19 protein-coding genes are annotated in these 21865 nt (G+C 72.6%); 15 read left to right on the top strand and 4 right to left on the bottom strand.

Annotated elements, in window-relative coordinates; translation table 11 throughout:
• Nucleotides 1–4 precede the first annotated feature (4 nt).
• Entirely contained in the window at nt 5–787 is a 783-nt protein-coding gene (locus AMK10_RS11810) for a PspA/IM30 family protein (protein WP_031093722.1), read from the bottom strand.
• 297 nt (nt 788–1084) lie between these two features.
• Here AMK10_RS11810 and AMK10_RS11805 point away from each other — a divergent pair, with 297 nt between their 5' ends.
• The 3 genes from AMK10_RS11805 to AMK10_RS11795 all read left to right on the top strand — a co-directional run bounded on the left by AMK10_RS11805 (nt 1085) and on the right by AMK10_RS11795 (nt 3626).
• Nucleotides 1085–1684, top strand: a complete 600-nt coding sequence (locus AMK10_RS11805; RefSeq protein WP_073747626.1) for a DUF3043 domain-containing protein — start codon at nt 1085–1087, stop codon at nt 1682–1684.
• Nucleotides 1685–1743: 59 nt separating this feature from the next.
• Nucleotides 1744–2478 carry a class I SAM-dependent methyltransferase gene (locus tag AMK10_RS11800; protein WP_198959697.1) on the top strand — a complete coding sequence of 245 codons (735 nt, stop codon included), beginning with the start codon at nt 1744–1746 and terminating at the stop codon, nt 2476–2478.
• A 74-nt stretch (nt 2479–2552) separates the two neighbouring features.
• Nucleotides 2553–3626 (top strand): S1C family serine protease, encoded by a 1074-nt coding sequence (locus AMK10_RS11795; RefSeq protein ID WP_073747624.1) that lies wholly within the window; start codon nt 2553–2555, stop codon nt 3624–3626.
• Nucleotides 3627–3700: 74 nt separating this feature from the next.
• Here the strand turns inward: AMK10_RS11795 and AMK10_RS11790 are convergent, their stop codons facing one another.
• Nucleotides 3701–3904: a hypothetical protein gene (locus AMK10_RS11790; protein WP_033300039.1), complete on the bottom strand. Its 204-nt coding sequence runs from the start codon at nt 3902–3904 to the stop codon at nt 3701–3703.
• A gap of 86 nt (nt 3905–3990) precedes the next feature.
• On the opposite strand from AMK10_RS11790, the gene AMK10_RS11785 reads away from it, so the two are divergent.
• Both AMK10_RS11785 and cobT read left to right on the top strand, forming a co-directional pair.
• Nucleotides 3991–5193 carry a bifunctional adenosylcobinamide kinase/adenosylcobinamide-phosphate guanylyltransferase gene (locus AMK10_RS11785; RefSeq protein WP_073747623.1) on the top strand — a complete coding sequence of 401 codons (1203 nt, stop codon included), beginning with the start codon at nt 3991–3993 and terminating at the stop codon, nt 5191–5193.
• Between the two features lie 114 nt (nt 5194–5307).
• Nucleotides 5308–6426 (top strand): nicotinate-nucleotide--dimethylbenzimidazole phosphoribosyltransferase, encoded by a 1119-nt coding sequence (gene cobT, locus AMK10_RS11780; protein ID WP_073747622.1) that lies wholly within the window; start codon nt 5308–5310, stop codon nt 6424–6426.
• Between the two features lie 7 nt (nt 6427–6433).
• Here the strand turns inward: cobT and AMK10_RS11775 are convergent, their stop codons facing one another.
• The gene (locus AMK10_RS11775) at nt 6434–7207 is read right to left on the bottom strand and encodes a hypothetical protein (RefSeq protein ID WP_073747621.1); all 774 of its coding nucleotides are present in this window, start codon (nt 7205–7207) and stop codon (nt 6434–6436) included.
• Nucleotides 7208–7293: 86 nt separating this feature from the next.
• On the opposite strand from AMK10_RS11775, the gene AMK10_RS11770 reads away from it, so the two are divergent.
• The 8 genes from AMK10_RS11770 to AMK10_RS11735 all read left to right on the top strand — a co-directional run bounded on the left by AMK10_RS11770 (nt 7294) and on the right by AMK10_RS11735 (nt 18830).
• Complete coding sequence (locus AMK10_RS11770) at nt 7294–8076, top strand: adenosylcobinamide-GDP ribazoletransferase (RefSeq protein WP_073747620.1); 783 nt, start codon at nt 7294–7296, stop codon at nt 8074–8076.
• Between the two features lie 302 nt (nt 8077–8378).
• A complete protein-coding gene (locus tag AMK10_RS11765; RefSeq protein WP_073747619.1) occupies nt 8379–9926 on the top strand; it encodes a leucyl aminopeptidase in 1548 nt (515 codons plus the stop codon).
• Nucleotides 9927–10276: 350 nt separating this feature from the next.
• Complete coding sequence (lpdA, locus tag AMK10_RS11760; RefSeq protein WP_073747618.1) at nt 10277–11665, top strand: dihydrolipoyl dehydrogenase; 1389 nt, start codon at nt 10277–10279, stop codon at nt 11663–11665.
• A gap of 56 nt (nt 11666–11721) precedes the next feature.
• Nucleotides 11722–13464, top strand: coding sequence for a 2-oxoglutarate dehydrogenase, E2 component, dihydrolipoamide succinyltransferase (gene sucB / locus AMK10_RS11755; protein WP_073747617.1), 1743 nt, complete (start codon nt 11722–11724; stop codon nt 13462–13464).
• Between the two features lie 150 nt (nt 13465–13614).
• Entirely contained in the window at nt 13615–14238 is a 624-nt protein-coding gene (locus AMK10_RS11750) for a GntR family transcriptional regulator (RefSeq protein ID WP_073747616.1), read from the top strand.
• A 270-nt stretch (nt 14239–14508) separates the two neighbouring features.
• Nucleotides 14509–17178 (top strand): pyruvate dehydrogenase (acetyl-transferring), homodimeric type, encoded by a 2670-nt coding sequence (gene aceE, locus AMK10_RS11745; protein ID WP_073747615.1) that lies wholly within the window; start codon nt 14509–14511, stop codon nt 17176–17178.
• An 81-nt stretch (nt 17179–17259) separates the two neighbouring features.
• On the top strand, nt 17260–18225 hold the full coding sequence (locus AMK10_RS11740) for a helix-turn-helix transcriptional regulator (protein ID WP_073747614.1): 966 nt from the start codon (nt 17260–17262) through the stop codon (nt 18223–18225).
• 83 nt (nt 18226–18308) lie between these two features.
• The gene (locus tag AMK10_RS11735; protein WP_073747613.1) at nt 18309–18830 is read left to right on the top strand and encodes a DUF4240 domain-containing protein; all 522 of its coding nucleotides are present in this window, start codon (nt 18309–18311) and stop codon (nt 18828–18830) included.
• 27 nt (nt 18831–18857) lie between these two features.
• Here AMK10_RS11735 and AMK10_RS11730 read toward each other — a convergent pair whose 3' ends face one another.
• Complete coding sequence (locus AMK10_RS11730; protein WP_073748037.1) at nt 18858–19385, bottom strand: GNAT family N-acetyltransferase; 528 nt, start codon at nt 19383–19385, stop codon at nt 18858–18860.
• A gap of 61 nt (nt 19386–19446) precedes the next feature.
• Between AMK10_RS11730 and AMK10_RS11725 the strand changes: the two genes are divergently transcribed.
• The gene (locus AMK10_RS11725) at nt 19447–20346 is read left to right on the top strand and encodes a TIGR01777 family oxidoreductase (protein WP_073747612.1); all 900 of its coding nucleotides are present in this window, start codon (nt 19447–19449) and stop codon (nt 20344–20346) included.
• A 205-nt stretch (nt 20347–20551) separates the two neighbouring features.
• Nucleotides 20552–21865, top strand: coding sequence for an NAD(P)/FAD-dependent oxidoreductase (locus AMK10_RS11720; RefSeq protein ID WP_073747611.1), 1314 nt, complete (start codon nt 20552–20554; stop codon nt 21863–21865).

The following is a 21865-nucleotide window of genomic DNA, read 5'->3' as shown; positions in this document are numbered from 1 at the left end:
GCCCTCACTGCTTGTCGAACTTGTGCGGGGACTGCTGCGACTGCGGTGCCGCGTCCTGCGCACCGCCCTCGATGGCCTGCTGCTGCCCTGCGGAACCGCCGGCCAGTTCGGCCTTCATGCGCTGCAGTTCCAGCTCTACATCCGTACCACCGGAGATCCGGTCCAGCTCGGCGGCGATGTCGTCCTTCGCCGTGCCGGACGGGTCGTCGAGGGCGCCGGAGGCCAGCAGCTCGTCGATGGCTCCCGCGCGGGCCTGGAGCTGCTGGGTCTTGTCCTCGGCCCGCTGGATCGCGAGGCCGACGTCGCCCATCTCCTCGGAGATGCCTGAGAACGCCTCGCCGATACGGGTCTGGGCCTGGGCGGCGGTGTAGGTGGCCTTGATGGTCTCCTTCTTGGTACGGAAGGCGTCGACCTTGGCCTGGAGCCGCTGGGCCGCGAGAGTGAGCTTCTCCTCCTCGCCCTGCAGCGTCTGGTGCTGCGTCTCCAGGTCGGTGACCTGCTGCTGGAGGGCGGCGCGCCTCGACAGCGCCTCACGGGCCAGGTCCTCGCGGCCGAGCGCGAGTGCCTTGCGTCCCTGGTCCTCGAGCTTGGACGACTGTCCCTGCAGCTGGTTCAGCTGCAGCTCCAGGCGCTTGCGCGAGGTCGCCACGTCGGCGACGCCGCGGCGTACCTTCTGAAGCAGTTCGAGCTGCTTCTGGTACGAGTAATCGAGGGTCTCGCGCGGATCCTCGGCCCGGTCCAGGGCCTTGTTTGCCTTCGCGCGGAAGATCATCCCCATACGCTTCATGACACCGCTCATGGGCTTCGCGCGCCCCCTTCTGACGTAACTGAGCTCCAGCACTCCAACAGAACCCACAGTACGGGCCCTGTCTCCATTACCGCACTGTTCGAGCACGGATGTGCTCCTCCCCAAGGACGACTGCCACCGGTGACCGCTCCCGCGCAGGGAGTAGAGAAACCTCGGGGAAACCAGGGGTGACGTCCGTTCTGCCCCTGTCGGGACACTTTTCAGGACGCAGGCCGTTGCCGGATCGTTCCCGGCCGGTCCTCGGTTGCCGCGGCCGACCCCGTACCCTTGGGTTTTGTGTTCCGTAGCCGTTCCAAGGAAGAGAAGGCCCCCACCGGCAAGGTGACGGCGGACCTCTCCAAGCAGCCCCGCGACCCTCAGGCTCCCAAGGGTCGCCCCACCCCGAAGCGCAGCGAGGCCCAGACGCAGCGCAGGCGTGCCTCCAGTGGTGCGCCGACCGATCGCAAGGAGGCCGCGAGGCGGCAGCGCGAAGCGCGCCGCGCGGACATGGCGAGGCAGCGCGAGGCACTCGCCTCGGGCGACGAGCGCTATCTGCCGGCGCGTGACAAGGGTCCCGTGCGGCGTTACGTCCGCGACTTCGTGGACTCGCGCTTCTGCATCGCGGAGTACTTCCTCCCGCTCGCGGTGATCATCCTGATCCTCAGCGTGATCCAGGTGCAGAACATCCAGAACATCTCGCTGCTGCTCTGGCTCGGCGTGATCGTGCTGATCGTCGTCGACTCCATCGGCCTCGGCCTCCGGCTGAGGAAGCAGCTGGCCCAGCGCTTCCCCGACACCCCGAAGCGCGGCGCGGTGGCCTACGGCCTGATGCGTACGCTCCAGATGCGCCGGCTGCGTCTGCCCAAGCCGCAGGTCAAGCGCGGAGAGCGGCCCTGAGCACGGAGACCTCCGGCTTCACGGGGGTTTCCTCGCAGTGGCTGGACGGGCTCGGCGGACTGCGCAACGCGGTCCGCCAGGAGCTCGTCGCCCGGCAGCTCGACGAGCAGATAGCCGCGCGCTTCCCCGTGGGGCAGCGGCTGCGGGTGCTCGACGTCGGCATGGGCCAGGGCACGCAGGCACTGCGGCTGGCGCGGGCCGGCCACTCCGTGACGGGCCTGGAGTCCGACGGCGAGATGCTGAGCTCGGCGCGGGCGGCGCTCGCGGGCGAGCCGGAGGGCATCCGGGAGCGGGTCCGGCTCATCGAGGGCGACGGCCGCGACACCGGGGTGCACTTCCTGCCGGGCAGCTTCGACGTGGTGCTCTGCCACGGCGTACTGATGTATGTCCCCGAGCCCGATCCGATGCTGGCCGGCCTGGCCAGGATGCTGGCACCCGGCGGGCTGCTCTCCCTGCTCGTACGGAACGCGGACGCGCTCGCGATGCGGCCGGGGACGGCGGGCGACTTCGGCGCGGCCCTCGCGGCGTTCGACACGGACACGTACACGAACAGGCTCGGACTCGACGTCCGGGCGGACCGGCTCGACGCCCTGCGGTCCACGCTCGCGGGGATCGCCGCTCCGCTGCACGCCTGGTACGGCGTGCGGGTCTTCACGGACAACGTGAGCAACGACGCGGAGCTGCCCGGCCCCGAGGAGCTGGCCCGGGTCTACGCGGCCGAGGACCGTGCGGGGCGGACCGATCCGTACCGCGGGGTCGCCGCGCTGCTGCACCTGTGCGGGGTGCGCGGCTGACACGGCGGGGACCGTACGCCTGATCGGCCCAGCAGCGCAGGCCGTCCGCGGCACGGCCTGGCGATACTCCGGGCATGGACGCATCCCCTCCCCGCAGCCGGGTACGCCGCTCGCTCACCCCCCTGGCCGCCGGTCTCTGCGCCATCGCCCTCGCGGGCGGCTGCGCGGCACCGGCCCCCGTCCCTTCCGCCGCCCCGGTGCGCCAGGAGGCGGCTGCCCGGGCCACGGGCGATCTGGAGCAGCAGTACCGGAGCGTGATCAGGGACGTGCTGCCCTCCGTGGTGCAGGTCGGAGCCGGCGAGGGGCTCGGCTCGGGCATCGTCTACGACGACAAGGGCCATATCGTCACGAACGCCCACGTGGTGGGCAAGGAGAAGACCTTCGACGTCAGCGTCGCCACCGGCGAGCAGGGACTCAAGGCCTCCCTGGTCTCCGCCTACCCGGCGCAGGACCTCGCCGTCATCAAGCTCGACGACGTGCCCGAGGGGCTGCGTGCCGCGAAGTTCGGCAACACCGAGAAGGTCGACGTGGGGCAGATCGTCCTGGCCATGGGCTCACCCCTCGGCCTCTCCAGCAGTGTCACCCAGGGCATCGTGTCGGCCGTGGGCCGGACCGTGAGCGAGAGCAGCTCGGGCGGCGGCACCGGGGCGACGCTCGTCGACATGGTGCAGACCTCGGCGGCCATCAACCCGGGCAACAGCGGCGGGGCCCTGGTGAACCTCGACAGCGAGGTGATCGGCATCCCGACCCTCGCGGCGACGGACCCTCAGCTGGGCGGCAGCGCGGCACCCGGGATCGGCTTCGCCATCCCGGTGTCGATGGTGCGTACGGTCGCCGACCAGATCATCGAGTCCGGGAAGGTGACCGACTCGGGCCGGGCGGGGCTGAACATCACCGGCCGCACGGTCGTCGACGACGAGTACCGGCCGGCCGGTGTCGCGATCGTGAGCGTCGAGGACGGCGGGGCCGCCGAGAAGGCGGGCCTGCGCGTCGGGGACGTCATCACCCGGATCGGCGACGACAGGATCACGACGATCACCTCGCTCTCGGAGGCCCTGGCGGGCTCGGATCCGGGCGACAAGGCCGAGGTGACCTACCGGCGGGGGGACTCGCAGAAGAAGGCCGACGTCACCCTGGGCGAGATCTGAGAGCCGGCCGGGGGCGGGGCGGCGACAGGGCCGTGGCCCGCCCGGGCGCGGGGGCGCGGGCGGGCCGGGCGGCCTCAGTCGGCCTGGAGGCTCATCGGGCCGTAGATCTTCGTCGTGTCCTCGAAGAGCGTCACCTGGTCCGCGCCGCCCTCCAGGAGCTCCTTCCAGAACTCACCGATCCAGGACTCCGCGTCGCCCTGGGTCGTGAACTCCTCCGGCTGCAGCGCCGGCTCCGTCTCCGTACCGTCGGACTTCTCGAACCGCCACGTCCACGCCATGTCCGCCTCCTGGGTCACGTTGCTCCCCGAAGACTAGTGGGTGTCCCGGGCGCGCAGGTGGTTCATGGACACGGGAGGATCGACACGTGGAACTGACTCTGCTCGGCACCGGAGCCCCCGACGGCCTTCCGCGGCCCGACTGCCCTTGCGCCGTCTGCGCGTCCTCCCGTGGTGCGCGGGCGCGCGCGGCGACCGCGCTGCTCGTCGACGACGCGCTGCTGCTGGATCTCACCCCGGGCGCCGTGTTCGCCGCGGCCCGCGCGGGCCGTTCGCTCGCGGCCGTGCGGCAGGTGCTGCTGACCCACCCTCACGACGGGCCCGCGATGGAGCTGCCCGCCTCGCTGCCGCCCGCGGGGCGGATTCCGGACGGCCAGGAGCTGACGCTGATCAGCGGGCACCGGGTGCGGGCGCTGGCGATGGACGCCCCGGGCACGGGGTACGAGGTGACGTCGCCGGACGGCGAGCGCCTGCTCTACCTGCCGCCCGGGGCCTCCCCCGCGGGTCTGGCCGACCCGGTGGCGGAGCCGTACGACATGGTCGTGTGCGATGTGGTCGCGCGGCCGGACGCGGTGGCGAGACTGCGGGCGGTGGACGCCGTCGGGGCGGCCACCGAGGTGATCGCCGTACATCTGGACCATGACGCGCCCCCGGGCGCGGAGCTGGACCGGCGTCTCGCCGCGGGTGGGGCGCGGGCCGTGCCGGACGGGACGACGCTGCCGGTGGGCGCCTACCACGCGGTGCCGGAGGTGCCCCGGCGCACGCTGGTGACGGGCGGCGCCCGGTCGGGCAAGTCGGTGGAGGCCGAACAGCGCCTGGAGACCTTCCCCGAGGTGGTGTACGTCGCGACGGGCGGCCGCCGCGAGGGCGACGGCGAGTGGGAGGCCCGGATCGGACTCCACCGGGAGCGCAGGCCCGCCGCCTGGCGCACCGAGGAGACGTGCGAGCTGGCGGGTCTGCTGGAGGAGGACGGTCCTCCGCTCCTGATCGACTGTCTGTCGCTGTGGCTGACGGACGCGATGGACAGGGTCGGGGCGTGGGACGACGGGCAGTGGGCGGACGGCGGCGAGGAGAAGCTGCGCGAACGGGTCGCCGAGCTGGTCCGGGCGGTGCGCGGAACGCGTCGTACGGTCGTCGCCGTGACCAACGAGACCGGCTCGGGTGTGGTGCCCGCGACGGCCTCCGGGCGGCGTTTCCGGGACGAACTGGGCCGTCTGAACGCCGCGTTCGCGGCGGAGTGCGAGCACGTCCTGCTCGTGGTCGCGGGGCAGGCCCTGGTGTTGCGGGGCTGATCGGCGGGCGGGTGCGGGGCCGGGGACGCGGAAAGGAGCGCCGGGTACTGTTCCGCAGAGGAGCCCCCCGGCGGGTTCCGTCCCACCTAGCGCCGACCCGCGAGGCAGACCCCCGTGAATCTGGACGACTTCTCCGACCTGATCGAGCGCCCCGACGGGGGCGTACGGCGTGATGCCGAGGCACGGCGGGAGCGGCTGACCGTTCCGTCCGGCGCCCTCGGCCGCCTCGACGAGCTGGGCGAATGGCTGTCGGCCGCCCAGCAGGCGGTCCCGGTGAAGCCGGTCGACCGGCCGCGCGTCGTGCTCTTCGCCGGTGACCACGGGGTGGCGGAGCTCGGGGTGTCCGGCCGGGCCGCGGGGTCCGCTCACGAGCTGGTGCGGGCCGTGCTGGACGGCGCCAGCCCCGTCGCCGTGCTGGCCCGCCGCCTCTCCGTGCCCGTGCGGATCGTGGACGCCGGCCTGGACTGCGACCCGGAGCTGCTGCCCGAGTCCGTCGTACGCGACCGGGTGCGGCGCGGCAGCGGGCGGATCGACGTCGAGGACGCGCTGACGGCCGAGGAGGCCGAGGCGGCCGTACGTCTCGGCATCCGCATCGCCGACGAGGAGGCCGACTCCGGCACCGATCTGGTGGTGCTGGGTGACATCAGCGTCGGCGGTACGACGGCGGCCTCGACCCTGATCGCGGCCCTGTGCGGTACGGACGCCTCGGTCGTGACGGGGCGCGGCGGCGCCGGCATCGACGACCTGGCGTGGATGCGCAAGTGCGCGGCGGTCCGGGACTCCCTGCGGCGGGCCAGGCCGGTCCTCGGTGACCAGCTGGAACTGCTGGCCGCGGTGGGCGGGGCGGATCTCGCGGCCATGACCGGGTTCCTGCTGCAGAGCGCGGTGCGCAGGATGCCGGTGGTGCTGGACGGCGTGGTCTCGGCGGCCTGTGCGCTGGTGGCCCAGCGGGCGGCCTTCCGGGCACCGGACTGGTGGCTCGCGGGTCAGCTCAGCGGGGAGCCGGCGCAGGTGAAGGCGCTGGACAGGATGGCGCTGACCCCGCTCCTCGACCACGGGGTGACCGTGGGCGAGGGCAGCGGCGCCCTGCTGGCGCTGCCGCTCGTGCAGGCCGCGGCGGCGCTGGCGGCAGAGCTGCCCGAGCGCGCGGCCGAGGAGCCGGAGAAGCCCGAGGAGTCACCGGAGCCCGAGGAGCCGTCGGCCTCCCCCGAGCCCTCCGAGCCCCGGGCCTGACCACGGTTCAGGGACCGCTGCCGGGGCGGGGCCCCGGCAGCGGTGCCCGGTCCGGGGCCCCGCCGATGATGTCCTGGAACCGGCGTCGCGGCCCGGCCCAGCGCACGTCGTGGTGATACGCCCTCAGCACCGCCCTGGCGCGGGCCCGGTGGCGGCGGCGGTAGAAGCGCTTCGCCCACAGCGAGGCGGGCCTGGCCAGCCGGAGCGCTCCGATCAGCGCGACGAACGGGACGAGGGTGCCGATGACCGCCATCCGGGCCTTGCCCTTGAACAGGGCGATCAGCACGAAGACGAAGTTGAGGACGTAGGTCAGGACGACCGTCAGCCGGTTCTGCTCCTGCTGGCCGCTCAGCTCGTCCACGCCGAACGGTGAGAAGCCCGCGAGCACGAGCAGGACCAGCGAGGCGGTGAGGACGACGACCTCCACGCTCTGGCGGCCCTCCTCGGTCCAGTACACGTCGTCGAGATGCAGGATCAGCGCGAACTCGTCGAGGACCAGGCCAGCGCCCACCCCGAAGACCACGGCGAGGATCGCGGCGGCGACGCTGTGCTGCCCGCTCGCCACCGCGCCGAAGCCGCCGACCACGGTGAGCACGACGCCGGGCACCACGTGGTGGACGTGCACACCGCCCGGCGTGATGTTGCGGAACGGCCCCTTGCCGGCCCTGATCATCCGGGTGACCATCCGGGTGATGGCGAAGGTCAGCACGAAGGCGCTCAGGGCGAGCAGCAGCGGGAGCTTGCCCGGCTCGACGATGTTGTCCTGGAACCAGTGACCCATGCCACCTCCGCCCGACCGTCACTTATGAGGCTTTTGGGACGCTTCGCACAATCTAGCGCGGAGGAGCACCGGTTAGCCTGCGCGCCGTGACCTCCCTGAACATCCACGGCATACGTTTCGCCTTCGGCACCCTGACCGCGCTGCCCGTCCACGTCTCCCGCTGGGACCGCGAGGCCGCCCGCGCGGGCATGCTGTGCGCCCCGCTCGCCGGGCTGGCCGTGGGGCTGCTCGCCGCCGTACCGGGGGTGCTGCTCCTGCTCGGCGGTTCGGGGCCGCTGCTGGCGGCGGTGGCATCCGCCGCCCTTCCCGCCGCACTCACCAGGGGGCTCCACCTGGACGGGCTCGCGGACACCGCCGACGGGCTCGGCAGCGCCAAGCCCGCCGAGGACGCGCTGCGGATCATGAAGCAGTCGGACATCGGCCCGTTCGGCGTGATCACCCTCCTGTTCGTGCTGCTGGCCCAGACCGCCGCGCTCTTCGAACTGTACGGCCGGGGCTGGGCCGAGGGCGCCCTGGGCACGGTCACCGCCGCCGTCACGGCCCGGCTCGCGCTCACACTGGCCTCGCGCCGCGGCGTCCCGCCCGCCCGGCCGGAAGGACTCGGCGCGGCGGTGGCGGGCACCGTGCCGCCGGCCGGCGCGGGTGGCGTCGCCCTCGCGGTGGCCGTGTGCTGCGCGGGGGCGGGCGCGCTGCTGGGCGGTCCCGGCGGCGCGCTGCACCACGGCGCCGCCGCCCTCGCGGGCGTCGCGGCCGCGCAGCTGATGCTGCGTCACTGCGTACGGCGCTTCGGCGGGGTGACGGGCGATGTGTTCGGAGCGCTGGAGGAGACGGCGGCCACGGCGGCCCTGCTGGCCCTGACGCTCGGCTAGGAGGGGCTCGGCACCGGGCCGGAGAGGACCTGTCACCCGGCCGGCGAGGGCCTCGTCACCGGGCCGGCGGGCCCTGCCCCCGGGCAGGGCCCCTGTCGCCGGGTCAGGAGCCTTTCCGGGCCCGGCCCGGAGGGCGGCAGACACACGCCCGGATGCCCCGGACGGCCTGCCCCCGTGAGCCGGGCGCACGGGCGCGCGTAGGCTCATTCCCGGCACATTGCGGCGGCGTCTACGATGCGCCGGGCACGGTCGGCCCACCCCTCGACCGGCACATCACTCTACGGAAGCGAGAATTCACCACCGTGACAGCTCTCACTCTCAGCACCTCAGGTGCGGCGACGCTGCGCGCCGACGCACTCGTCGTCGGCATCGCCAAGGGCGCCAAAGGCCTGGTCGTCGCACCGGGCGCCGAGGCCGTGGACAAGGCGTTCGACGGAAAGCTCGCCACCGTCCTGGAGACCCTGGGCGCCTCCGGTGCCGAGGGCGAAGTGACCAAGCTCCCCGCGCCGTCCGGCCTCAAGGTCCCGGTCGTCATCGCGGTCGGCCTCGGTCAGGTCCCGGCGAAGGACGACGCCTACGACGCCGAAGCGCTGCGCCGTGCCGCGGGCAGCGCCGCGCGTGCGCTGAAGGGTTCGAAGAAGGCCGGCTTCGCGCTGCCGACGGAGTCCGCCGAGGACGCCGGGGCCGTCGCGGAGGGCGCCCTGCTGGGTGCGTACGCCTTCACCGCCTACCAGGGCGGCGAGAACAAGCTCGCCCCCAAGGCCGCGAAGTCCGCCAGGAACGACGCGAAGCTGCCGCTGGCCGAGGTCGCCCTGCTCGGCGCCAAGCCGCGCGACAAGGCGTTCAAGGCCGCCGCCGAGCGTGCCGTCGCGGTCACCGAGGAGATCAACCGGGCCCGCGACCTGATCAACACCCCGCCGAACGACCTGTACCCCGAGTCCTTCGCCGCCGTGGCCACCGCCGCGGGCAAGGAGCACGGCATCAAGGTCCAGGTGCTGGACGAGAAGGCGCTCGTCAAGGGCGGCTACGGCGGTCTGCTCGGCGTCGGCCAAGGCTCCACGCACGGACCGCGCCTGGTCAAGCTGGCCTACACCCACCCCAAGGCGGAGAAGACGCTCGCCCTGGTCGGCAAGGGCATCACCTACGACTCGGGCGGCATCTCGCTGAAGCCGGCCGGGCACAACGAGACGATGAAGTGCGACATGAGCGGCGCCGCCGCCGTGTTCGCCGCCGTCGTCGCGGCCTCCCGCCTCGGCCTCCAGGTCAACGTGACCGGCTGGCTGGCGCTCGCCGAGAACATGCCGTCCGGCAACGCGACCCGCCCGGGTGACGTGCTGCGCATGTACAGCGGCAAGACCGTCGAGGTCCTCAACACCGACGCCGAGGGCCGGCTCGTCCTCGCGGACGCGCTGACCCGCGCCTCCGAGGAGAAGCCGGACGCGATCGTCGACGTGGCGACCCTGACCGGCGCGATGGTCCTCGCCCTGGGCAACCGCACCTTCGGCGTGATGTCCAACGACGACGCGTTCCGTACGTCGGTCCACGAGATCGCCGAGGAGGTCGGCGAGGCGTCCTGGCCGATGCCGCTCCCCGCGGACCTGCGCAAGGGCATGGACTCCCCGACAGCCGACATCGCCAACATGGGCGAGCGGATGGGCGGCGGCCTGGTGGCCGGTCTGTTCCTCCAGGAGTTCGTGGGCGAGGGCATCGCCTGGGCACACCTGGACATCGCGGGCCCGGCCTTCCACGAGGGCGCACCCTACGGCTACACCCCGAAGGGCGGCACCGGATCGGCCGTCCGCACCCTGGTGCGGCTGGCGGAGCGCACCGCGGCCGGCGACCTCGGCTGACCCGCGCCCCTGCGTTCGCGCGGTCTCCGCGTGCGTTCGCTCACGGCGTTCGCGCGTCGTGCACGGCCCCGGGCATACGTCCGGGGCCGTGGGCGTTCACCCCAGTGGCCCCGACCGGCTTTTTTCCGGAAATCTGTACGCATCGGTAACCGTGCGGGGCCGGTCTTTGTCGTGCCCGGAGCAGGGGCCCGCGTCCCGTCCGCCCGCAACAAGTGCGAAGATGGGTTCTCGGCAGGACAGGGCCCCCACCACAGGGCCGAATAACGCAAGCGGCCGAACACCAGCCGACCGGCCGGTCACACCCCAGCGACGGGGCCCGGCGTACGGCGCACATGCATGGAGGACGTGACGTGGCGAACGACGCCAGCACCGTTTTCGACCTAGTGATCCTCGGCGGTGGTAGCGGCGGTTACGCCGCGGCCCTGCGCGGAGCTCAGCTGGGCCTGGACGTCGCACTGATCGAAAAGGGCAAGGTCGGCGGCACCTGCCTGCACAACGGCTGCATCCCCACGAAGGCGCTGCTGCACGCCGGCGAGATCGCCGACCAGGCCCGCGAGGCCGGCCAGTTCGGCGTGAAGGCCACCTTCGAGGGCATCGACATCGAGGCCGTCCACGCCTACAAGGACGAAGTGATCTCCGGCCTGTACAAGGGCCTCCAGGGACTCATCGCCTCGCGCAAGGTCCACTACGTCGAGGGCGAGGGCCGGCTCTCGTCGCCCACCTCGGTGGACGTCAACGGTCAGCGCATCCAGGGCCGGCACGTGGTACTCGCGACCGGCTCCGTGCCGAAGTCGCTGCCCGGCCTGGAGATCGACGGCAATCGCATCATCTCCTCGGACCACGCGCTGAAGCTGGACCGCGTGCCGAAGTCCGCCATCGTCCTGGGCGGCGGCGTCATCGGCGTCGAGTTCGCCTCGGCGTGGAAGTCCTTCGGCACCGACATCACCATCGTCGAGGGCCTGAAGCACCTGGTCCCGGTCGAGGACGAGAACAGCTCGAAGCTTCTTGAGCGCGCGTTCCGCAAGCGCGGCATCAAGTTCAACCTCGGCACCTTCTTCGAGAAGGCCGAGTACACGCAGGACGGCGTGCGTGTCACCCTCGCCGACGGCAAGACCTTCGAGGCGGAGGTGCTGCTGGTCGCGATCGGCCGCGGCCCGGTCTCGCAGGGCCTGGGCTACGAGGAGGCCGGCGTCGCGATGGACCGCGGCTACGTCCTCGTCGACGAGTACATGCAGACCAACGTGCCGACGATCTCGGCCGTCGGCGACCTCGCCCCGACCCTCCAGCTCGCGCACGTCGGCTTCGCCGAGGGCATCCTGGTGGCGGAGCGCCTGGCCGGTCTCAAGACCGTGCCGATCGACTACGACGGCGTGCCGAAGGTGACGTACTGCCACCCCGAGGTCGCCTCCGTCGGCATCTCCGAGGCCAAGGCCAAGGAGATCTACGGTGCGGACAAGGTCGTCGCGCTCAAGTACAACCTCGCGGGCAACGGCAAGAGCAAGATCCTGAAGACCGCGGGCGAGATCAAGCTCGTCCAGGTCAAGGACGGTGCCGTGGTCGGCGTCCACATGGTCGGTGACCGTATGGGCGAGCAGGTCGGCGAAGCCCAGCTGATCTACAACTGGGAGGCGCTGCCGGCCGAGGTCGCGCAGCTCATCCACGCCCACCCGACGCAGAACGAGGCGATGGGCGAGGCGCACCTGGCCCTGGCCGGCAAGCCTCTCCACTCCCACGACTGATCCAGTCCCGGGGACGACCGACCACTTCCGCACTTTCGTAAGGAGCAACTGAAACCATGTCGGTTTCCGTAACCCTTCCGGCGCTCGGCGAGAGCGTCACCGAGGGCACTGTCACCCGTTGGCTGAAGGCCGAGGGCGAGCGCGTCGAGGCCGACGAGCCGCTGCTCGAGGTCTCGACCGACAAGGTCGACACCGAGATTCCCGCACCCGCCTCCGGCGTGCTGGCCTCCATCAAGGTCGCCGAGGACGAGACCGTCGAGGTCGGCGCCGAGCTGGCCGTCATCGACGACGGTTCGGGCGCGCCCGCCGCCGAGGCGGCTCCGGCCGCCGAGCCGGCCCCCGCCGAGGCCCCCGCGGCCGAGGCTCCGGCTCCCGCCGCCGCTCCGGCCGGTGGTGCCTCCGGCACCGACGTCACCCTCCCGGCGCTCGGCGAGAGCGTCACCGAGGGCACCGTCACCCGCTGGCTGAAGGAGGTCGGCGAGGAGGTCACGGAGGACGAGCCCCTGCTCGAGGTCTCCACGGACAAGGTCGACACCGAGATCCCCGCCCCGGCCTCCGGCGTGCTGCTGGAGATCGTCGTCGGCGAGGACGAGACCGCCGAGGTGGGCGCCAAGCTCGCCGTCATCGGCGCCGCGGGCTCGGCCCCGGCCGCCGCTCCGGCACCGGCCGCCCCGGCACCCGCCGCCGCCCCGGCTCCCGCACCGGCCGCCCCGGCCGCTCCGGCACCGGCACCGGCCGCCCCCGCCGCTCCGGCTCCCGCCCCGGCCGCTCCGGCTCCGGCTCCCGCCGCCCCGGCTCCGGCCGCCCCGGCACCGGCTCCCGTCGCCGCCGCTCCGGCTCCCGCCGCTCCGGCCGCGCCCACCGGTGACGACGGCGCGTACGTCACGCCGCTGGTCCGCAAGCTCGCCGCCGAGAACGGCGTCGACCTGGGCTCGGTCAAGGGCACCGGCGTCGGTGGCCGCATCCGCAAGCAGGACGTCGTCGCCGCCGCGGAGGCCGCCAAGGCCGCCGCAGCCGCTCCGGCTCCGGCCGCCGCCGCTCCCGCGGCCAAGGCCGCGCCGAAGCTGGAGGCGTCGCCGCTGCGCGGTCAGACGGTCAAGATGACCCGCATGCGCAAGGTCATCGGCGACAACATGATGAAGGCGCTGCACTCGCAGGCCCAGCTGACCTCGGTCCTCGAGGTCGACATCACCAAGCTGATGAAGCTGCGCAACCAGGCGAAGGAGTCCTTCGCCGCCCGTGAGGGCGTCAAGCTGTCCCCGATGCCGTTCTTCGTGAAGGCTGCGGCCCAGGCGCTGAAGGCCCACCCGGTCGTCAACGCCCGGATCAACGAGGACGAAGGCACCATCACGTACTTCGACTCGGAGAACATCGGCATCGCCGTGGACGCCGAGAAGGGTCTGATGACCCCGGTCATCAAGGGTGCGGGCGACCTGAACATCGCCGGTATCGCGAAGAAGACCGCCGAGCTGGCCGGCAAGGCCCGCGGTGGCGGCCTCACCCCGGACGACATGTCCGGCGCCACCTTCACGGTCAGCAACACCGGTTCGCGCGGTGCGCTGTTCGACACGGTCATCGTGCCGCCGAACCAGGCAGCCATCCTGGGCATCGGCGCCACCGTCAAGCGTCCGGCCGTCATCGAGACCGCCGAGGGCACCGTCATCGGCGTCCGCGACATGACGTACCTCTCGCTCTCCTACGACCACCGTCTGGTGGACGGCGCGGACGCCGCCCGTTACCTGACCACGGTCAAGGCGATCCTCGAGGCCGGCGAGTTCGAGGTCGAGCTCGGCCTCTGAGCCGTACAGCTGTAACCAGCCTCACCAGCGGCGCCCCCGTCCGGAACACTTCCGGACGGGGGCGCCGCCGTATTGTCTAGACACCACCGGTCATCTCCCGGCCACCGTGTCGGCGCGGGCAGCACCGGTTCGCCCTCGAAGGAGCTCCTCATGACCCCGCCCGTCGTCCACTCGCTGCGCGAACAGATCCGCGAGCACATCGTGGAAGGGATAGTCAGCGGGCGCTGGAAGCCGGGCGAGCGGATCGTGGAGCGGCGTATCGCCACCGAGCTGGAGGTCAGCCAGACGCCCGTGCGCGAGGCGCTGCGCGAGCTGGAGACGCTGCGGCTGATCGAGTCGGCGCCCAACAAGGGCGTGCGGGTACGCAATCTCACGGCGGCCGATCTGGAGGAGAGCTATCCCGTACGGGCCGGGCTGGAACAGATCGCGGCGGAGCTGGCGGCCCCGTCCCTCGCCGAGGACTGCTCGGCGCTGACCCCGCATGTGACGGCCCTGTACGAGGCGGACCGGCTGGCCGACGGCGAGGCGCAGGTGCGGCACACGGTGGCCTTCCACCGGGAGATGGTGCGGGCCGCGGGGAACGCCGTGCTGCTGCACACCTGGGAGGGGCTGGGCATCGAGGTGTTCACGGCCCTGTCGATCCGCTGGCTGGGCACGGTGCAGAAGTCGTACGCGGAGGAGCACGAGGCGCTGATCGAGGCGTTCCTGCGGCGGGATCCGCAGATCTCCGTGCTGGTGAAGCAACACGTCCTGGGATGCGCGCCGCGCGCCTGAGGACCGGGCCCGGACGGGTGCGCCCATCTGCGGCGCCGGGCGCTCGACCGTGCAGGTCAGTGCCCGTTTCACCCCGTTGATCCCGTCACTCCGTGCCCCGATTCGAGGCACCGCATGCCACTTTTCTTCATATCGAGAAGTTTTCCCCTTCACCCTTTGATCGATCATCGATCGGCGACTTACAGTTCATTCGCGGGCCCACCGGCCCGATCGCCCTGTCCTGCCAGTCAGGGCCTTCTCCACCCCCTCCCACTCCGGAAGGCGGCGATCATGACCGACCCCGTAGCAAAGCTTCCGAGCGAGCTCGACCAGCTCCCGGACCGCGACCCCGAGGAGACCGCCGAGTGGGCGGCCTCCCTGGACGCCGTCACCAAGGCCGCGGGCCCGCACCGCGCCGCGTACCTGATGCGGCGTTCGCTCCAGCACGCGGAGGGCGCCGGTATCGCGCTGCCCAAGCTGCTGGAGACCGATTACGTCAACACCATCCCGACGTCCGCCGAGCCCGCGTTCGACGGCGACCTGGAGATGGAATCGAAGATCACCGCGTGGAACCGCTGGAACGCGGCCGCGATGGTCACCCGGGGAGCCCGGTACGGCGTCGGCGGGCACATCGCCACCTTCGCCTCCGCCGCGTGGCTCTACGAGACCGGCTTCAACCACTTCTTCCGCGGCAAGGAAGGTGACGGCTCCGGCGACCAGCTCTACATCCAGGGCCACGCCTCGCCCGGCATCTACGCCCGCGCCTTCCTCGACGGCCGCATCAGCGAGCAGCAGCTCGACAACTTCCGCCAGGAGTCGGGCGGGGACGGCCTGCCGTCCTACCCGCACCCGCGGCGGCTGCCCTGGCTGTGGGAGTTCCCCACGGTGTCGATGGGCCTCGGCCCGCTCTCGGCGATCTACCAGGCGCGCTTCAACCGTTATCTCGCGAACCGCAACATCAAGGACACGTCGAACTCGCACGTCTGGGCCTTCCTGGGCGACGGCGAGATGGACGAGCCCGAGTCGACCGCGGCCCTCGCCCTCGCGGCCCGTGAGCAGCTCGACAACCTGACCTTCGTCATCAACTGCAACCTGCAGCGCCTCGACGGCCCGGTCCGCGCCAACTTCCGCGTGGTCCAGGAGCTGGAAGGCGCCTTCCGCGGCGCCGGCTGGAACGTCATCAAGACGCTCTGGGGCAACGCCTGGGACGAGCTGTTCCAGCTGGACACCACCGGCGCGCTGATCCGCCGGCTCCGCGAGGTCCCGGACGCGCAGTTCCAGACGTACGCGACGCGCGACGTGGCCTACATCCGTGAGCACTTCTTCGGCGCCGAGCCCGCCCTCGCCGAGCTCGCGAAACTCCTCAGCGACGCGAAGATCGCCGAGTGTTTCTACAGCTCCCGCGGCGGCCACGAGGCCCGCAAGGTGTACGCGGCCTACCGCGCGGCCGTCGAGCACAAGGGCGCGCCGACCGTGATCCTGGCCCAGACGGTCAAGGGCTACACGCTCGGCAAGGGCTTCGAGTCCAAGAACGCCAACCACCAGATGAAGAAGCTGTCGATCGACGAGTTCAAGGGCATGCGCGAGCTGCTCGGCCTCCCGATCCCCGACAGCGCCTTCGAGGACGGTCTCGTCCCCTACGGCCACCCCGGCGCCGACTCCCCCGAGGTCCGTTACCTCCAGGAGCGCCGTGCCGCCCTCGGTGGTCCGGCCCCCGCCCGCCGGGTGCACGCGGTGGCGCTGCCCGAGCCCGAGGAGCGTGCCTTCAAGGCCCTGTACAAGGGCTCCGGCAAGCAGGAGATGGCGACCACCATGGCGTTCGTACGCCTGGTGAAGGACCTGATGCGGGACAAGGAGACCGGCAGGCGCTGGGTTCCGATCGTCCCCGACGAGGCCCGTACCTTCGGTATGGAGTCGCTGTTCCCCTCGGCCGGCATCTACTCGCCGCTCGGCCAGACGTACGAGCCGGTCGACCGCGACCAGCTGATGTACTACAAGGAGGCCAAGGACGGCCAGATCCTCAACGAGGGGATCACCGAGGCCGGCGCCATGGCCGACTTCATCGCCGCCGCCACGTCGTACGCGACGCACGGCGAGACGATGATCCCCTTCTACATCTTCTACTCGATGTTCGGCTGGCAGCGGACCGGCGACCAGATGTGGCAGCTCGCCGACCAGCTCGGCAAGGGCTTCATCGTCGGCGCCACGGCGGGCCGTACGACGCTGACGGGTGAGGGCCTCCAGCACGCGGACGGCCACTCGCACCTGATCGCGTCCACGAACCCGGCGTCGCTCAACTACGACCCGGCGTTCGCGTACGAGATCGCGGTGATCGTCAAGGACGGTCTGCGCCGGATGTACGGCCCGGACGCCGAGGACGTCTTCTACTACCTGACGGTCTACAACGAGCCGAAGCAGCAGCCCGCGATGCCCGAGGGCGTCGAGGAGGGCATCGTCAAGGGCCTGTACCGCTTCAAGGAGGGCACGCCGGCGTCCGCGGACGCCCCGCGCCTCCAGCTGATCGGTTCGGGCACGGCGATCCACTGGGCGCTCAGGGCCCAGGAGCTGCTGGCCGCCGACTGGGGTGTCACGGCCGACGTCTGGTCCGCCACCTCGTGGGGCGAGCTGCGCCGCGACGCGCTGGAGTCCGACGAGGCGCTGCTCCGCGGTGAGGAGCGCGTGCCGTACGTGACGCAGGCGCTCTCCGGCGCGCCCGGCCCGGTCCTCGCGGTCAGCGACTGGATGCGTGCGGTCCCGGACCAGATCAGCCAGTGGGTGGAGCAGGACTGGTCCTCGCTGGGCACGGACGGCTTCGGCCTCTCCGACACCCGCGAGGGCGCCCGCCGCCACTTCGGCGTCGACGCCGAGTCGGTCGCGGTCGCGGCGCTGGCCCAGCTGGCCCGCCGTGGCGAGATCCCGGCCTCCAAGGTCAAGGAGGCCCGGGAGAAGTACGGCATGTGACGTGCCCGGCGGGGCGGGTACCGGGGCTGCCCCGGTACCCGCCCCGCCGTCGTCCCCGGGCGCGCCCCCACAATGGGGTCCATGCGCGCTGCCCGGCTCATCAAGATGGTGCTGCTCCTGCAGTCCCGCCCCTCCATGACCGCCGCCGAGCTGGCGGGGGAGCTGGAGGTGTCGGAGCGCACCGTGACCCGGGACGCCCAGGCGCTCTCCGAGGCGGGCGTGCCGGTGTACGCGGAGCGCGGCAGGGCGGGCGGCTACCGGCTCGTGGGCGGCTACCGCACCCGGCTCACCGGGCTGGCGCGTCATGAGGCCGAGGCCCTGTTCCTGTCCGGGCTGCCGTCCGCGCTGCGCGAGATGGGGCTCGACGACGCCGCTTCGGCCGCCCGGCTGAAGGTCTCGGCGGCTCTGCTCCCCTCGCTCCGGGACGCCTCGCACACGGTGGCCCAGCGCTTCCATCTGGACGCCCCCGGCTGGTACCAGGAGCCGGTCACCCCCGAGCTGCTGCCGGCCGTCGCTGAGGCCGTCTGGGACGACCGGCCGGTCCGGGCCCGCTATCGGGGGCCGTCGGGCGAGGTGGAGCGGCAGCTGCTCCCGTACGGCCTCGTGCTGAAGGCCGGGGTCTGGTACCTCTGCGCCCGGGCCGGGAACGACTTCCGGGTGTACCGGATCGACCGGTTCACCGCCGTCGCAGCCTCGGAGACCCGCTTCGTACGGGACGAGGACTTCGACCTGCCGCGCTTCTGGGAGGAGCGGGCCGAGCAGTTCGCCCGTTCGATCCTGCGCACGGAGGTGACCGTACGGCTGTCGGAGGCGGGTGCACGGCGGCTGCCGCACACCGTGGACAGGGCCGCGGCCGACGAGGCGCTGGCCGCGGGCCCCGGTCCGGACGCGGACGGGCTGCGCACGGTGGTGCTTCCGGTCGAGTCCGAGGAGGTGGCGTACGGCCAGCTGCTCGCGCTCGGACCGGAGGTGGAGGTCCTCGCCCCCGCCTCCCTGCGCGAACGCTTTGCCGATACCGCCGAACGGCTGCGCGAGCTCTATCACTGAAGTGGCGCGGAAGTGACGCCGAAGGCTTCATTTCGGTGTCTGGGCGTGCGTGGCCCCCCGCCGGGGCAGATGCTGGACCAGTGATGGACGAGACGGAGTTCTGGGAGATCATCGACAGCACCCGCGAGGCCGCCGACGGCGACCCCGAGGACCACGCCGATCTGCTCGTGGAGCGGCTGGTGCGGCTCGATCCCGACTCCGTGCTGGACTTCGCCCGGCATTTCGAGGCCCGCTACAACCGCGCGTACCACTGGGACCTGTGGGGCGCGGCGGCCGTGCTGCTGGGCGGGGCGAGCGACGACGCGTTCGACTACTTCCGCTGCTGGCTGATCGGGCAGGGCCGGGAGGTCTTCGAGGGCGCGGTGCACGATCCGGACGCACTCGCCGAGCTCCTGGACGACTTCGACGAGGAGCTGGACGGGGACGGCGAGGAACTCGGCTACGCGGCCGACGAGGCGTACGAGCAGCTCACGGGGGTGGTCGCCCCCGACCTGGGGCTGCCGCCGCAGGCCACGGAACCCGCGGGCACACCCTTCTCCCTCGACGACCAGTCCGTGCTGGCCGAGCGGTTCCCCGCGCTCCGGGAGCGCTTCGGCCCGGCCTGACGCCGGGCGAACCGCACGCCCCCGCGCTCAGTCCGTCAGCGAACGGCCCATCAGTACGTCGTCGACGTACCGTCCGCCGAGGAAGAACTCCCCGGGCAGCACGCCCTCGACGGTGAAGCCCTCCGCCGCGTAGAGCGCCCGCGCGGGGGTGTTGTGCCCCAGCACCCGCAGCGTGAGCCGCGCCGCGCCCTGGCCGCGCGCCTCGGCGTACGCGGCGCGCAGCAGCGCACGGGCGATCCCGTGGCGGCGCGCCCACTCGGCGACGGCCAGCCCCTGTATCTGGCGTACGTGCGCGTTGCAGGCGAGCGGGGTCGGCCTGGCGAGCCGTATGTATCCGGCGACGCGCGGCCCGCCGGGGCCGGTGTCGGCCTCGGCCAGCAGGAACTCCTCCGGCCGGTGCCGCGCGTCGAAGAAGGGCTCGTAGGGCGGCACCGGCCTCGGCTGCACGGAGTGGAGAGTCGACCAGGTGGCCCGGTCGAGCTCGCCCAGCCCGTGTTCGTCCTCCGGCACGGCGGGGCGGACGGGGCGGAGGGAGCGGATCTGTGGCGCGGACATGCGCGCCACTGTGTCACGCGTGTCCCGTGTGGCCGGGGGCACATGGGGCAGGATGGTCGCCATGCTGCGTTCCCGTATCGCCGTCACCGGATCGACCGGACTCATCGGAGCAGCGCTGGTGCGCTCGCTGCGAGCCGACGGGCACGAGGTGGTGCGCCTCGTGCGCCGCCCGGCCTCCACCGGGGACGAGGTGGAGTGGGACCCGAAGCGTCAGTACGTCGACGTGGCGGGCCTGGTCGGCTGCGACGCGGTCGTGCACCTCGCGGGGGCGGGCGTCGGGGACCACCGCTGGACCGAGGAGTACAAGCGGGAGATCCGCGACAGCCGGGTGCTGGGCACGGCGGCCGTCGCCGAGGCCGTGGCCTCCCTGGACACCCCGCCGAAGGTGTTCCTGGCCGGGTCCGCCGTCGGCTTCTACGGGGACACCGGGGACCGCGCGGTCGACGAGAGCGCGCCGCCCGGCGACGGTTTCCTGCCATCGGTGTGCGTGGAGTGGGAGGAGGCCACGGCTCCCGCCGAGGAGGCGGGCGTCCGGACCGTCCACGCCCGCACCGGTCTGGTGGTCTCCCGCAAGGGCGGGGCATGGGGACGGCTCTTCCCGCTCTTCAAGGCCGGGCTCGGCGGACGCATCGGGGACGGCCGGCAGTACTGGAGCTTCATCGCGCTGCACGACCACATCGCGGCGCTGCGCCACATCCTGGACACCGAGACCCTGTCCGGGCCGGTGAATCTCACCGGCCCCTCCCCCGCCACCAACGCGCAGGTGACGGCCGCGATGGGCCGGGTGCTGCGGCGCCCGACGCTGTTCACCGCCCCGGCGCCCGCACTGCGGATCGCGCTCGGGGAGTTCGCCGGGGACGTGCTCGGCAGCCAGCGGGTGCTGCCGGGCCGGCTCATGGAGTCGGGCTTCGCGTTCGCCTTCCCCGGCATCGACGACGCCATCCGCGCCGCGCTGCGCTGACGCCGGCCGTCCGCGCGGCAAAGGCCGCGAGCGCCCGCCCGGCCCCCGCGCCGGGCCGCCGTGCGACCCCGTGCTCCGGTGCCCTGGGTGCGTGCGACTGCGCGGGACTCGGCCGAAGACCTAGCCTCGACCCGAACTCGGGCATTCCGGGGGCCTGTTGGGGGCAATAGCTCCCCACCAGTCGCACCGACTCGGGGAGGGGCACGTGCTCACGGCACACACAGCAGACCACGCGGATGTGGTCGTCATCGGGGCCGGGGTCGCCGGCCTGTCGGCCGCCCACCAGCTCATCGACGCGGGACTGAACGTCAGCGTCCTGGAGGCCGCCCCGCATGTGGGCGGCCGGATGGCCACCCACGAGGTGGACGGTTTCCGGCTCGATCATCTGGGCCCGCTGCTCAGTTCCGCGTATCCGGAGCTGGACACCACCCCGGGTCTGGAGGGCCTGGTCCTGCGGGACTTCGCCCCCGGGGTGCTCGTACACAGCGGGGGGCGGCAGTTCCGCGCTGGGGACGTACGGAGCGCGCGGGGCGCACTTCGAGCCGTACGCTCCCGATCGAGCGCCCCTCGCGCGCCCCTGGGCGGGGCGATCGAACAGGCCAGACTCGGCGCCTGGCTGGCCCGGCTCGCGGCCGTCCCGGAGTCCCGCATCGCGTCGCGTCCCGACGGACCCGCGCTCACCGCCCTGTCCGCGCGCGGCCTCTCCCCCAGGAGCGTCGGCGGATTCGTGCACCCGCTGCTCTCGGCGCTGCTCGCGGACCCCGGGCTCGACACGTCGAGCCGCGTCGCCGAGCTCACCCTGCGCGACTACGCACGCGGCCGGCTCTGTGTGCCCTCGGGCGGCTCCGCGACGCTGCCGGGGCTCCTGGCGGCCTCGCTGCCGCCCGGCACCGTGCGCACCGGGGTCCATGTGACCGCAGCCGACATCACGTCCGTACGCACCAAGGAGCACGGCGAGCTCGGGTGCCGGTCGCTGCTGCTGGCGACCGGGGCGGGGGCCGCCGCCGAGCTGCTGCCGGGGCTGCGCATGCCCGCGTTCCAGCCGGTGACCGTGCTGCACCACACGGCTCCCCAGGCCCCGCCGACGGGGGCCCGGCTGCTGCTGGACGCGGACCGTTCGGGGCCGGTCTCGCACACGGCCGTGATGAGCGAGGTCGATCCCTCGCGGGCCCCGGCCGGGCGGACCCTGATCACCTCCACGGTGCTCGGCCCGCCACCGCCGGACCTCGACCGCACGGTCCGCTCCCACCTCGCCGCGCTGTACGGCACATCCACGCACGACTGGGAGCTGCTGGCGGCGCATCAGGACCCGGAGGCCGTCCCCACGATGCCGCCGCCGCACGATCCGCGCCGGCCGGTCCGGCTGCTCGCCGGGCTGTACGTCTGCGGCGACCACCGCGACACCAGCACGGTCCAGGGGGCCCTGCGCTCCGGCAGGCGCGCGGCCTCGGCGATCCTCGACGACCTGGGGGTGGGACCGCGGCACGGCGACGGGCCCGTGCTGCACGTCGCGGCATAG

It is taken from the genome of Streptomyces sp. CB02058 (assembly GCF_001905505.1).
In the GTDB taxonomy this organism is placed as follows: domain Bacteria; phylum Actinomycetota; class Actinomycetes; order Streptomycetales; family Streptomycetaceae; genus Streptomyces.
This window is presented reverse-complemented; position numbering and strand designations above follow the sequence as displayed.